At 63.0% G+C, this 13,899-nt stretch carries 8 protein-coding genes and 1 pseudogene; 1 reads left to right on the top strand and 8 read right to left on the bottom strand.

Annotation, left to right across the window (positions count from 1 at the left end; genetic code table 11):
• Positions 1-59: 59 nt before the first annotated feature.
• From ileS to murJ, 3 genes are all read right to left on the bottom strand, one after another.
• Positions 60-2,918 (bottom strand): isoleucine--tRNA ligase, encoded by a 2,859-nt coding sequence (gene ileS / locus QQJ96_RS02505; protein WP_284330358.1) that lies wholly within the window; start codon positions 2,916-2,918, stop codon positions 60-62.
• Between the two features lie 193 nt (positions 2,919-3,111).
• Positions 3,112-4,068: a bifunctional riboflavin kinase/FAD synthetase gene (locus QQJ96_RS02500; RefSeq protein WP_284330357.1), complete on the bottom strand. Its 957-nt coding sequence runs from the start codon at positions 4,066-4,068 to the stop codon at positions 3,112-3,114.
• Between the two features lie 35 nt (positions 4,069-4,103).
• A complete protein-coding gene (gene murJ / locus QQJ96_RS02495; RefSeq protein ID WP_284330356.1) occupies positions 4,104-5,711 on the bottom strand; it encodes a murein biosynthesis integral membrane protein MurJ in 1,608 nt (535 codons plus the stop codon).
• Between the two features lie 278 nt (positions 5,712-5,989).
• On the opposite strand from murJ, the gene rpsT reads away from it, so the two are divergent.
• A complete protein-coding gene (gene rpsT, locus QQJ96_RS02490) occupies positions 5,990-6,253 on the top strand; it encodes a 30S ribosomal protein S20 (RefSeq protein WP_284330355.1) in 264 nt (87 codons plus the stop codon).
• A 201-nt stretch (positions 6,254-6,454) separates the two neighbouring features.
• Here the strand turns inward: rpsT and QQJ96_RS02485 are convergent, their stop codons facing one another.
• The 5 genes and pseudogenes from QQJ96_RS02485 to QQJ96_RS02465 all read right to left on the bottom strand — a co-directional run bounded on the left by QQJ96_RS02485 (position 6,455) and on the right by QQJ96_RS02465 (position 13,897).
• Positions 6,455-7,186: a copper homeostasis protein CutC gene (locus QQJ96_RS02485; protein ID WP_284330354.1), complete on the bottom strand. Its 732-nt coding sequence runs from the start codon at positions 7,184-7,186 to the stop codon at positions 6,455-6,457.
• Entirely contained in the window at positions 7,183-8,235 is a 1,053-nt protein-coding gene (locus tag QQJ96_RS02480; protein WP_284330352.1) for a glycosylasparaginase, read from the bottom strand. Before QQJ96_RS02480 ends, QQJ96_RS02485 begins: the two co-directional genes overlap by 4 nt.
• Before the next feature lie 161 nt (positions 8,236-8,396).
• A pseudogene (locus QQJ96_RS02475) lies at positions 8,397-11,780 on the bottom strand (ATP-binding protein); the annotation flags it as partial.
• Positions 11,770-12,444, bottom strand: coding sequence for a DUF4194 domain-containing protein (locus tag QQJ96_RS02470; RefSeq protein ID WP_284330351.1), 675 nt, complete (start codon positions 12,442-12,444; stop codon positions 11,770-11,772). The gene QQJ96_RS02470 and the pseudogene QQJ96_RS02475, both read right to left, overlap by 11 nt.
• A complete protein-coding gene (locus QQJ96_RS02465) occupies positions 12,431-13,897 on the bottom strand; it encodes a DUF3375 domain-containing protein (protein ID WP_284330350.1) in 1,467 nt (488 codons plus the stop codon). The genes QQJ96_RS02470 and QQJ96_RS02465 overlap by 14 nt, the downstream gene beginning before the upstream one ends.
• Positions 13,898-13,899 lie beyond the last annotated feature (2 nt).

Below are 13,899 nucleotides of genomic sequence, written 5' to 3'. Positions count from 1 at the left end.
GCCGAAGCATTGCTCCCTCCCCTACTACACGTAGGGGAGGGGTCAGTTTGCGGCGAAGTTTAGAACCACTGGCGATGTTCGCCAGGCCCTTCAACGTTACTTACGCAACGCTCGCAGATTTCCGGGTGTTCCGGATGACTACCCACATCCTCACGTCGGTGCCAGCAGCGGATGCACTTGGCCGCATCGCTCACGCTGGCCGATACGTGGACTTCACCGCCGCCTTCGAACTGCAGCGCCGCCGCGTCCGCAGGCCGTGGCTGCAGCGGTGCAAAGATCAGTTCGGACGTGATGAAGAAGAAGCGCAGTTCGTCCGCGGTGGATGCATAACGCTCGGTTGTTGCCGGGTCGGCATGCAGCACCAGCTTCGCTTCCAGCGCGGCGCCGATCTTTTCGGCCTTGCGCATCTCTTCCAGCACGCGCGATGCAGTGTCGCGCATCGCCAACAGATCGGCCCAGTAACGGCGCTGCTCCGGCGAGCCTTGCGTGTTCGCCAGCCCGTCGTACCAGGTTTCGAACAGCACGCTTTCGCTGCGCTGGCCCGGCATGTGTTGCCAGATCTCTTCCGCAGTGAAGCTGAGGATCGGCGCCAGCCAGCGCACCAGCGCTTCCAGGATGCGGTACATCGCGCTCTGCGCGCTGCGCCGGCCGACGCTTTCGGTCGGCATGGTGTAGAGGCGATCCTTGGTGATGTCCAGGTATAGCGCGCCCATTTCGTTGGTGCAGAAGTTCTGCACGCGCTGCACGATCTCGGGGAAGTCGTAGCGCTCGTACGCGGCAGCCACTGTCTGCTGCATTTCGTACGCCTGGCTTATCGCCCACTGGTCAAGCAGCAGGCTTTGCTCCACCGGCACGAGATGCCTGGCCGGATCGAAGCCGTCCAGATTGCCAAGCAGGAATCGCGCGGTGTTGCGGATGCGCCGGTACATGTCCGACACACGCTTGAGGATTTCCTCAGACAAGGACATCTCGTAGCGATAATCGGTCGAGGCGACCCATAGGCGCAGAATGTCCGCGCCCATGCGATTCATGATGTCCTGCGGCTCGATGCCGTTGCCCAGCGACTTGGACATCTTGCGGCCTTGCGCGTCGACGGTGAAGCCATGCGTCAGCAATTGCTTGTACGGTGGCTTGCCATCGAGCATGGCCGCGGTGAGCAGCGAGGAATGGAACCAGCCGCGATGCTGGTCCGATCCTTCCAGGTAAAGATCGGCCGGGAAACGCGATACGTCGGCATGCGAGCCGCGCAACACATGCCAGTGCGTGGTGCCGGAATCGAACCACACGTCCAGCGTGTCACGGTTTTTTTCGTAGTGCTCGGCGTCCGTACCGAGGAGCTCGGCCGGGTCCAGGCTTTGCCATGCCTCGATGCCGTGCTGCTCGACCCGCTTGGCGACTTCCTCCAGCAACTCCGGCGTGCGCGGATGCAACTCGCCGCTTTCGCGATGAACGAAGAACGCCATCGGCACGCCCCACTGGCGCTGGCGCGACAGCGTCCAGTCTGGGCGGTCGGCGATCATGTTGTGCAGGCGCTGCTTGCCCCAGGCGGGGAAAAATTGCGTGGCTTCCACGCCGTCCAGTGCGGTTTCGCGCAAGGTCTTGCTACCGTCCTTGGGGCTGATGTCCATGCCGGCGAACCACTGCGAAGTGGCGCGATAGATGATCGGCGTTTTGTGGCGCCAGCAGTGCATGTAGCTATGCGCATACCTGTTCTGGTGCAGCAGCGAACCGGCCTGCTCAAGCGCCTCGACGATCTTGGGATTGGCCTTCCACAGGAACATGCCGCCGAATAGCGGCAGCCAGGAGGCATAGACGCCATTGCCCATCACCGGATTGAGGATCTCGGCATCTTTCATGCCGTAGGCCTTGCACGACTGGAAGTCTTCCACGCCATATGCCGGCGCGGAGTGCACGATGCCGGTACCGGTGTCCAGCGTCACGTAGTCGCCAAAATAAATCGGCGACAGGCGCGCATAGCCGGGATCCACTGCGTACAACGGGTGGCGGAACTTCAGATCGCCCAGCTCATGGCCTTCCACCGAGGCCACGATGTGCCCTTCCAGGCCGTAGGTCTTGAGGCATTCCTCGACGCGCTCGGTGGCAAGGATCAGCAAGCCACGAGGCGTATCGACCAGGCTATAGCCGAATTCCGGATGCAGGTTGAGCGCCTGGTTGGCGGGAATCGTCCAGGGCGTGGTGGTCCAGATCACGATCTGGCCGTTGGGCTTGGGCAATTTCTCCAAGCCGAACGCCTTGGCCACCGCCGCGGGATCGTCGAAGGCAAAACCGACGTCGATGGCGATGTCGACCTTGTCTTCGTACTCCACTTCCGCCTCCGCCAGGGCGGAGCCGCAATCGAAGCACCAATTGACCGGCTTCAGGCCGCGGTAGATATAGCCCTTGCGCAGCAGTTCGGCCAACGCACGGATTTCTCCCGCTTCGTTTTGCGGTGCCATCGTGAGGTAAGGACGATCCCATTCGCCCAGCACGCCCAGGCGCTTGAAATCGCCCTTCTGCTTGGCGATCTGCTCGTTGGCATAGGCGCGTGCCTTGCTCATCACCTCGCTGGTGGGCAGGCTCTTGCCGAACTGTTTTTCGATCTGGATCTCGATCGGCATGCCGTGGCAATCCCAGCCCGGCACATAAGGCGCGTGATAGCCGGCCAGCAGCTTGGACTTGACCACCACGTCCTTGAGGATCTTGTTGATCGCGTGACCCAGATGGATCGTGCCGTTCGCATACGGCGGGCCATCATGCAGCAGGAACATCGGCCGCCCCGCGGTCCGGGCCTGGATCTGGGCGTAGCGGTTCGCCTTTTCCCATTCGGCCAGCCAGCCCGGTTCGCGCTTGGGCAGGTCGCCGCGCATCGGGAAGCTGGTCTGCGGCAGGTTGATGGTGCTCTTGTAGTCCTGGGTCATCGCTCGGTCGCCGTGTCTACGGGGGTTCCGCTTCGATGCCTGGAGGGGAACCGAAGCCTCGTGCTATTCACTTGCCGCGCGCGGCGGCAAGCGCACGCGCTTCGGCGAGTGCTCGTCAAATAATAATGATCGTCGCGGGCATGGCCGTCGGCGAAGTGTGTAAGCTGGACGGGGTGCTGCTCATGAAGCGGCCTTATTTCGCGTCGATCAATACCGGGTTCATCCCAAGGATCTCCCGGGCGGAACGTGCATCATGCCGCATTTGCTGCTGCAATGCGTCGAGGCCGTCGAATTTCATTTCGTCACGCAGCTTGGCCACGAACTCCACCGCCATGCGCTGGCCGTAGAGATCCCCCTCGAAATCGAACAGGTGCACCTCCAGCAACGGCTCGGCCACCTCGTTGACGGTGGGCCGCGTGCCCAGGCTGGCCACGCCCGGCCAGCTGCACTCGCCCTCGCCCAGCCCCACGCGCACAGCAAAAATGCCGTGCAGCGGAGACACGCGTTCACGCAGATGGATGTTGGCGGTGGGGAAGCCCAGGGTGCGGCCCAGCTGGTTGCCGTATTCGACCTTACCTTCGATTACGTAGGGCCGGCCCAGCAGCGGTGTGGCGGCACCAAAATTCCCGGCCGCGAGCAGCGCCCGCACCCGGCTGGCCGAGACGCGCTCGCCTTCCAGCAGCACGGCCCGCAAGGTATGCGCGGCGAAGCCCCGTTCGCTGCCGATACGCTCCAGCATGGCCACATCACCGGCACGCTTATGACCGAAACGGAAATCCGCTCCTACCCAAACTTCGCGCACCTGGAGCCGGTCGATCAGCACCTGCTGCACGAAGTCTTCCGGGGACATGGCCGTCAGGTCACGGTTGAAGCGCAGCAGCAGCGTGTGTTCCATACCGGCCGCGGCAAAGCCCAACAACTTTTCACGCACGCTGGACAGACGCGGCACCGGCTCCTTGGAGAAATAGGCGCGCGGCAGCGGCTCGAAACTCACCACGATCGGCGTGCAGCCGAGCGCCTGCGCTCGCTGGCGCACTTCACTGAGCAAGGCTTGATGGCCGCGGTGCAGGCCGTCGAAAGCGCCGACCGCAACCACGCTGCCGCCGGGGGCCAGGCACGGCCCCGCGACATCCCGGGACAGTTTCATCATCACGGAAGTATAGAGGATGCCCCTGACGATTCCGCTTACTCGTGCTGCAGGTCGCGCAGGCGGAGGCCGGTGGCAAACAGCACCGTGACATAGGTCGCCCCACCGGCCCCGACCAGCAAGGCCAGGCGCCACACGCGTCCAGCTACCGATAATGACGTCCAGTCCGGCCAATACCAGCGGCCCAGCAACAAGAGCGCGACCATCGCGGCACAGGCCATGGCCAGCCGTGCCAGGTGGCGCCCCCAGCCCGGCTGCTGCTGATAGATATCCGCCCGCCGCAGCCAGCGCCACAGCAGCGCCAGGTTGATATAGCTGGCCACCGCACTGGCCATGCCCAGCGCCAGATGCAAGCCGGGTACCCTGGACAAGCCTTCCAGCAGCGACCCGGCCCGCAGTTCCGGTGGCGCCCATAACGCATACAATGTCAGCAAAAACACGCCATTGAGCAGCATGTTCGACAGCAATGCCGCCACGCCGGCACGCACTGGCGTGCGCGTATCCTTGCGCGCATAGAACGCCGGCAACAACACTTTCACCAGCGCGTACGCCGGCACGCCAAAACTCAACGCAGTGACCGATAACGTGGTCATGCGCGTATCGAACGGCCGAAACTGGCCGTTCTGGAACAGCGTGGCAACCAGCGGTTGCGCCAGCAGCATCAGGCCGAACATGGCCGGCACGGCGATCAGCAAGGTGATGCGCAAACCCCAATCCAGCGCCTTGGAAAAACCAGCATGATCGGTCGCCACATGATGGCGCGACAGCGAGGGCAGGATCACCGTACCCAGCGCCACGCCAAACACTCCCAGCGGTAATTCCAGGAAACGATCAGCTTGCGATAGCCAGGTTTGCGAACCGGAAATCAGCAACGAGGCGATCACCGTGTCGAACAGCAGATTGATCTGCGACACCGAGGAACCGAACAGCGTCGGCACCATCTGGCGCATGATCCGTTGCACCTGCGGGTGACGCCAGCCCCAGCGCGGCAACACCAGCAGATCGAGACTGCGCAGCGCGGGCAGCTGGAACAACACCTGCAGCAGGCCTGCCGCCAGCACTGCCCAGCCCATCGCCAGGATCGGCGTCTGCAAACGCTTCGACAACCACCACGCACCGGCGATCATGCACAGGTTGAGGATCACCGGCGTAAGCGCCGGCCAGCCAAAGCGATGAAAACTGTTGAGCGCTCCGCCCGCCAGCGCGGTCAGCGCGACGAACAGCAGGAAGGGAAACGTGAGCCGCAGCAACTGAACGGTGAGAGTGAACTTATGCGGCTCATCCACGGCCCCCGGCGTGAACACGGTCGCCACCTGCGGCGCAAACAGTACGCACAGCGCCGCCACCACCAGCAGCACACCACCTAGCGTGCCGGCAACCCGCGACATCAGTTCCTTCAATTGCGCATGCGTGTCCGTTTCCTTCACTTCCGTGAATACGGGCACGAAGGCGGTGGAGAATGCGCCTTCCGCGAACATGCGGCGCATGAAGTTGGGAATCCGGAACGCGACCCAGAACGCATCGGTGGCAACGTTGGCGCCGAACACGTGGCTGATCGAGATATCCCGCAGCAGCCCGAGCACGCGTGAAACCATGGTCATGCTGCTGAAAGAGAGCAGCCCGCGTAACATGCTGGGGGATTTCATGCTGGGGCAAGGATTCCTTGGGCTGAAGCGGTGTGTAGTTTGGCAGCACTCAAGGAACAAAACGTAACCGGGAGGCCAACCGCCGTGGCGTAGGCTGGGATGAAATCCCAGCGTCAGGCGCCCAACGAAGCTGGGATTATCATCCCAGCCAACGTGGCTCTGTTGAGGCTCCAGGCAACCATTGCCCTGCCCAGCATCTTAACCGCTTGACCTACCGGCAAAATGACGCCATAATTGCCGCCTTTTTCCAGCCCCAGTATTCATTCCGGAGTTCTACCTTGGCCAACATCAAGTCCGCGAAGAAGCGCGCGCGCCAGTCCGAGCAGCGCCGCCTGCGCAACATCAGCGCCCGTTCCATGGTCCGTACCGCCCTGCGCAAGGTCGTCAAAGCGATCGAAGCGAAGGACAAGGCTGCCGCCGTGGAAGCCTTCGCGGCTGCCCAGCCGGTGATGGATCGCTATGCCGCTCGCGGTCTGATCCACAAGAACAAGGCCGCTCGCCACAAGAGCCGCCTGAATGCCAAGATTCACGAGCTGGCCTAAGGCCAAGCACGCATAAGGGTTGGTGCGAAAAGCCGGCGGAAACGCCGGCTTTTTCATATTCAATGCTCCCTCTCCGGGGGAGAGGAAGGCCGGCGGAAACGCCGGCTTTTTCATATTCAATGCTCCCTCTCCGGGGGGAGAGGAAGGCCGGCGGAAACGCCGGCTTTTTATATTCAATGCCCCCTACGGGGGCGCGAGGGGCTAATACGGCAGCTGCGCCTTCATCGCCCGCACTTCCTCCGCGCTGCTCCGCTCGATATCCGGCGCAAGATCCTGCAGGGCCGGATTGAGGTATCGCATCGAGGATTTCACTACCGCGCGCGCCGAGCCATGAAATTCATGCGCCCCGGTCAGCCGCGCCACTTCGGCCAGATTGCCTGACCGAATGCCGGCACCGGCCATGATCCTGATTCGCTCGCCAGCCTGCCTCACCAAACCGGCAATCGCCTGCGCCCCGGCCAGCGCGTTCGCGCATCCGCCCGAGGTCAGCACGCGCTCGCAACCCAGCGCGATGATGTCCTCCAGCGCGCGACTCAGATCCACGCTGGCATCGATCGCTCGGTGGAAGGTGACACCCAGCTTGCCGGCAGCGCCCACCAATTCACGGCAACGCGGATCGACGTGCCCGTCCGCATCCAGCGCACCGATCACCACGCCGTCGAATCCCAACTTGGCGCAGGTTTCGATGTCCCGCCGCATCATTTCGAAATCGGCGGCGTCATACAGAAAATCGCCCGCCCGCGGCCGTACCAGCACATACACCGGAATCCTCACGCGCTCGCGCACCGCAACCAACATTCCGTAGGACGGGGTAATGCCGCCTTCGGCCAGACTGCTGCAAAGTTCGACGCGATCGGCGCCGCCTTCCTGCGCGACCAACGCGGAAGCCAGCGAGCCGGCGGCAATTTCAAGCAAGGAAGAGCTGGACATCATGTGTAGGTGGTCTGATAGACACTGGGTGAAGCAAGCAGGCGATCCTGCTGTTGCATATCGCATACCGCATAGGTGAAGCCTTTCTGGATGGCGTAAGCGCCACACTCACCGTCGCGTCGCAAAGCCAGGAAGCCTACCTGCAATTCCTTGGCGGCATCCGGGCGCTTCTTCACGATGCGCCGTACGGCCTCTTCGCAAGCCTCCTGCGGACTGCGCCCATGACGCATCAGCTCCACCACCAGGAAGCTTCCGGCAGTGCGAATCACCTCCTCGCCGACCCCGGTCGAGGTTGCGCCGCCGACTTCGTTGTCGACATACAAACCTGCGCCGATGATCGGGCTGTCGCCCACGCGGCCATGCAGTTTCCACGCCATGCCGCTGGTGGTGCAGGCGCCGGCAAGATGTCCATCCGCATCGACGGCCAGCATGCCGATGGTGTCGTGATTGTTCTTGCCGCCCGGCATTCCCAGGTTTTGCACGCTGCGGTGGTAATCGATGTTCTCGCTGTTGGCCACCGGCTTGTATTTGGCCTGCTTGAGCCACTCATGCCAGGCTTTTTCCGATTCCGGCGTAAGCAGGTGTTCTTTCTTGAAGCCCTGCTGCAAGGCGAATTCCAGCGCGCCGTCGCCGACCAGCAGCACGTGCGGCGTGTTCTCCATCACCTTGCGCGCGACATTGATCGGGTGGCCGATATGTTCCAGCGCAGCCACCGCACCGCAGCGGCCATCGCCATCCATGATGCTGGCGTCCAGCGTCACGTGGCCGTCGCGATCCGGATAACCCGCCCGCCCCACGCTGTGATTGTTGAGATCCGACTCGGGCACCATCACGCCCTTCTCCACCGCATCCAGCGGCTTGCCGCCCTTACCGAGCACGGCCCACGCAGCCTGGTTGGCAGGTACACCGAAATCCCAGGTGGACACGACGCGCGCGCCGACCTTACCGGGGACAGAGCCGGACACGGTGGTGGCGGCGCGCGAGATTCGCGGCAGGGCCAAGGCGGAAGTGGCCAGCAAGCTGGCCTTGAGGAAATCGCGGCGGTCGGTCATGGGCAGCTCCGGCGAATAGACACTGCATCATGACGGATTGATGGTCCGCTTGCATGCTTCACAGGTCATGTTCTGGCCGCAAAACCTGCATTACCGCGCGGTCGTAGGCTGGGATGCCAATCCCAGCCTACCCTGGCTTCTCAGGTGTCGGCATTGGCCTGACGCGCCTTCTCAGGTAGCGCCAGCCGCTTGTTGCCCTCGTCGTATTCGATCAGTAACACGCCCGAGTCATGCCGGCCCGTGATATCGACGAAACATGCGCCACCGATGAACGGCTCCAGCGTCATTACCGATTTCAGCGGCGTAGCCACCACCATCTGGAAACCGAAGTTCTCGAAGATGTTCATCGCCAGCGCAGTGAATTCGTTGTCGGCCTTGTCGAAGGCCTCGTCAAGCACCACCGGTGCATAGCGCGGCAGATGGCCATCGTCGCCACCGAGCTGGTAGCGCAATGCCGCGGCAAGACAGGTCGTGGCCAACTTCTGGCGCTGGCCGCCTGATTTGCCCGCGCCACTACGGTAGACCTCCACTGTATCGCGCGTGTTGGCATCCTTCTCAACGCCCACGAACTCCACGTGCTGTCGCACATCGAGCACCTGTTCGCGCCAGCGCTTGTGCTCGGCATCGTCGGCAGCCAGCTTTGCTACCAGCTGGCGCAGCACGGCGAATTGCGCCTCGGCGCGATCGCGATCTTCGGTCTGGTGATGCGAAAGCACTTCGCGCAATTGCAGTTGGAAGTCGCGCACCTCCGGCAAGTTGCGGTCGGTGAGGTCGATCTGCAGCAAGGTGCCCCGATTGAACGGCACGCGCTCCAGGCTCTCGTTCACCTCTTCCATGCGTTGGCCAATCGATTTGCGCGCCTCGGTCATGTGTTTCTGCAGCACCAGCAGATTTTGCTTGCTTTGGCTTTGCAGCAGTTCGAAAAAGCGTGCCTCGTGCTTGGGCAGACCATCCAGCTCCAACCGACGCAGGCGCGAGAGAAAGCCTTCCGCCGAATCCATATTGGGCGTGAAGTCGGCGCTGTCCTGCGGCCATTTGCGGCAGAAACTACGGAAGCACTCTTCGGTGGCGTGCACCAGCTCGTTGTCTTCCTCCGCATGCTCGGCCAGCGCGACGTTCAAGCCGTCCTTCACCTGGTTGACCTGGCGATCCAGATTGTCCAACAGTAACGGCGGATGCTGCGGCAGGCGCGCCGCCAGCGCTTCGGTCTGTACGGGCGAAAGCGTCATGGCGTGAGCAAGCGACAGGCAGGATTCGCGCTGTCTGGTGAAGCCGTTGCGCTCGCGCTCCATGGATAGGCGTTCGGCCGAGGCGTCTTCCAGCGTCTTGGCCGCACGCGTGCGTGCGACGCGCTCAGTGTCGAGCTGCCGCATGATCTCCTGCAGTGTGGCATCGCCCGAACGCAATTGTTGCAACTGGTTCTCGATATCGCCCAATCGACGCAACTTGGGCGCCACATCGATCTCTTCCCACTCCAGGCTGGCGAGCTGCGATGCGGCAAGGCGACGATCGCCATCGGCGTCGCGCTCGCTCTTCAGCTGATCCAGCTCGGCGGCAGTTTGCGCAATGGCCTGCGCCAGCTCCTGCCCTTCGCGCTCGAACACGCCAAGCTTGTCGCGATTGTCGAAGCCCAACACCCAGTTGCGGCGATCGTCCACCGCGCGACGGTCATCCTTTTCGTGACGATCGCCGCCATGCTTTACCAGGCCTTCGCGAGTGATCGCGCGGTCGGTGTTACGCAGGGCAGCGGGCGTATCCACGCAAGCGTAATCGAAGCGCCGCGTCAGCTCGTTAGTCAGCCAATCGCGATGCGCGTGATCGCGGATGTCCAGCCGCTGCACCAGCGAGCGTGATTCCAGCATGCGCTTGCCGAGAGTGTCGACGCGACCCACGCGGTAATACACCAGCTTGCCCCCCAGGTGAGTCTGGTTGATCCAGCTGGAGACCTCGGCGTATTGGCGCTCGTCCACCAGCAACGACAGCGCAAAACCGTGCAGAACGCGCTCGATGGCGCCACGCCATGCAGCAAATTCGGTTTTGACTTGCAGCAACTCGCCCACGAACGGCAAGGCGTTCTCCGACCAGCCCAGCTCGCCGCACAAACGCGCACGCATGGCCTGGATCGGTGCGGGGATGTTGGACGGATTGCGCTTCAAGGCCTCGATTTCAGCACGCACGCCGGCAAAGCGCTGGCTCGCCTGATCGCGTTCGCGCTTGAGCGCATCCATGCGCTCCTCCAGTCCGGCGGAGCGATCGCGCGCGCCATCGAGCAGTTCTCGCGAACGCCCGACGAGTTCGGCAAAGCTCTGCGCACTGGATGGCACGGTCCAGCCCAGGCCGCTACAGGCACGCTCGGCCTTGTCCCTGCGCTTCATGCGTTCATCGCGCTCGCGCGAGACCTGATCGTGCTCGCGCTCCAACTGGTCGATCAGGTCACCACCCTGATCGCGGCGCTGCTGCTCCAGATCGCTCAGGCGACGGTCGTGATTGTCCAGGGTCTGGCGGCGCTGGGCGATTTCGCCTTCCAGCGCTACGTCGCGCACCTTGAGTTCGGCCAGCCGCTCATCCAGCAATACCAGACGGCGTTGCTCGCGCCAGGTGTCCACGCACAGATGCAGTTCGCGCAGAGTGCTGGTTTCGCGGCGCAGCTTCTGCAGGTTTTCATACGCGCTGCGTGCAGGCACCAGTGTATCGACCTGCTCGCGCGCAATAACCACCGCCTTGTGCGCGGCGTCCAGCTCCCCAAAGTCCGTCACCAGCCGGCTGGCCGCACCGAAAGTTTCCGGCTCGTCCAGCATGAAGCCGCGCAGGAACGAATTGAGATCGCCCAGATTCTTGGCCGACTGCGTCTTGTGTAGCAGCTTCAGCGCCATTTCGTTCTGGATACCGAGCAAACGGCGGAAGCGTTCGGCGTAACCAGCGAAGGTGTCGAAGTGATGCACGTCTTCGCCGAGGCGCGTCTTCAGCTTGCGCAGATCCAGATCGAATCCCTGCAGCTCGGTAGCGACGTCGAAGGCGCGCTCGCACACCATGTAGTGCTTCTTCACGTCCGCCGCGGTGGAGCCGTTGCCGGCCACCCAGAACAAGCGGATCAGACTGACCGTTGCGCCCACCGCATTGCGGTATTCCAGCACCAGCGCCGACCAGGTGCTGCCCTTGCGCAGATACTGCGTGGCAATTTCGCCGGATTCGCCATCGTGCTGATCGGCCCACGCACCTCGCACGTAGGAAATCAGGCTGCGATCGCGGCCGCTGCGCTCGGCCTCGCGCGCCGCCGCGTTGAAATCCACCAGGTTCGGCGGCACCAGCAAGGCCGACATCGCGTCGAGCAAAGTGGATTTGCCCGAGCCGGAACGGCCAACGAACAGGAAACCGCGCTCGGCGATCGGCACCTCGACCAGGCCGCTGAAAGTGCCCCAGTTGAGCACCTGCAGGCGCCGCATGCGAAATTGCTCGTCACGCGGGTCAGGCAAGTCGGAGAGGAACAGCGTGGGCATCGTGTCACGCTTGGGCTGCTTGCGCGCGGTCTTGGTCTTAGCGTTCATCCGCCACCTCCTCCATGGCTTCGTCGGCCTCGCGCAGCTGACGATAGATCTGCGCCAGGTTCTGCACGTCTTCGGCGGAGAACAGCAGCTTCAGCGCGGGTGAAACTTCATAGCGATCTTCGCTGCCGCGCAGCTTTTCCAGCACGTGATTGTCCTTCATCTTGGCGATGGAGGTAGCGACGCGCTTGTTGAAGCCGGCGCGATCAGTGGAAAGATTCTTCTCGTAGACCGACAGCGCATCCACCAGCACACTTTCTTCCACCACCGCGCGATGACCTTGCGCGTCGGCTTCGGCCAGTTGCTGGCGCAGATACAACAGCAGCACCGAGTCGATGAAGGTGAGCGGCGAAGAACGCAGCAGCACAGGCGTTTCCAGCTCCCCGGTATCGGCTTGGCGGGTGAAAGCGACGCCAGCGTCGCGATCGAGCACTAGCTCCAGGAACAGGTCGTTGAGTTGCGAGCGCAATTGCGTTTCGTAGCGCAATACAGCTGACCATAACTGGCCATGCCGCCCTTGGTCCAGGCTGGGACCGCTCAGCAATTGGCACAATGCGCGCCGCGCATCCAGCGGCAAACTGCCAGAGTCGCCCTCGAACAACGTGCCGTCACGCGCCGGTTTGGGCGCAGGCTCGACGGGAGGTGTTTCGTCTTCAAGCAAATTCATTGCGTTTCTCTTTCAGAAACCACACCAGCGGAATGCGCGCCTGACGCCAATTGCCGTCGCCACCTTTCCAGCGTACGGCTTCCTGTTCGTCGCCGATCACGCCATGGCGCGTGGCCAGCGATAGATAGCCCACCACGCTGCCAAGTCCCTGCTCGGCCGGCTTGCGCTCCAGTACCTGAGCAATGGAAAGCTGGTCGTGCTCGGCCAGCAACTCGTGCAGGTCGCGGCGCAAGCTGCGGAAATCGATTTCCGATTGCGACACCAGCTCGCTCACGCTGTCCAGCGAAATCGCCGCGCCTTCGCTGCGCAGGATGCTGCCATCCACTTGGGCATTGCGCGGATCGTGCAGACGCCATTGGGAGAGCGAGCGCAGGCGGCTGGTGGTGAGCTGTAGCGTGTACGGGGTGCGTTGGCGCACGCTTACCGAGTCACGTAGTTGCAGCGCTTCGGCCTGTGCCTGCTTCAGCAACTGGTTCAAGCGGCGCTGCTCCAGGTAGCCGCGGCTTTGCACGAAACCGCGCAGGCTGCGTGCAAACTGCTGCAGCACGTCATGGACGTGGCCGCCCCGCTCCATCATCACGCCGGTGAAGCCGCGCAGGAATTGGCGTTCGTGGCGCTGCAGCTTCTTGGCGAAGTTGCGCGAGAGTACGTTTTCCAGTGCCGCATCGAGCTGGGCGCTTTGCTCCATGTCGTTGAGCAGGTTCCAGAAAGCGTTAAAGCTGCGGCCGGCTTCGCTTTCGGCAATCACGTCGACGCCCTCGAACAGGCGATCGAGCACCTCGCCGCGCTCGCCTTCGTCATCGATGATGCGCTCGCGGAATTCACGGTTCAGGTGCTCGAAGTCATCGCGCACGCGGCGAAAGTCTTCGGCCAGCTCGTCGGCAAGCTGGATCACCTCGCGCGCACGCTCCAAGGCGCGCTTGCCATCCAGCGAGGCCACTTTACCGGTGCCGACGCGTGCGATTTCCGCGTCCAGCCGGTCGCGTTCTGCGTATAGCGCGTCCAGGCGCGTGGTCGGATCGGTCTCGGTCTGTTCGGCCAGGCGCACCAGCTGCTGGATCACCAGCGACAGGCGGCTCTCGGTGGCAACATGACGTGGTGTATCGAGCGTGCTTACGAAACGGATCGCCTGCGCAGCTTGCGCGGAAAGCTCGTATTCCTCTTCGCTGGCGTTCTCAGGCAGTCGGCGCTCAAGGAAGCCCTTGGCCAGCCAATCGGCGACATAGGCTTGCGCGGTGCGCGGCAATTCGCGCGGCAGGTCCGAAGCGTTGATGGCATCGAGTTGATGCTGCAGACGCTCGAACAGGATGGAGGCGCCGAGCTTGCGCTCGCCATCCATCAGCAGGGTCTGCAGCAGGCCGACGATTTCCGGTGCGTGATCGGCGGCCAGCAGGCGCCACAAGGGCTCTTCGCGCAGGCGGCGATAGGTGGCGATGCGGGCCTGGAGTTTCATTG

Origin of the sequence: Dyella flagellata (assembly GCF_030160275.1) — a bacterium.
In the GTDB taxonomy this organism is placed as follows: Bacteria; Pseudomonadota; Gammaproteobacteria; order Xanthomonadales; family Rhodanobacteraceae; genus Dyella_B; species Dyella_B flagellata.
This window is presented reverse-complemented; position numbering and strand designations above follow the sequence as displayed.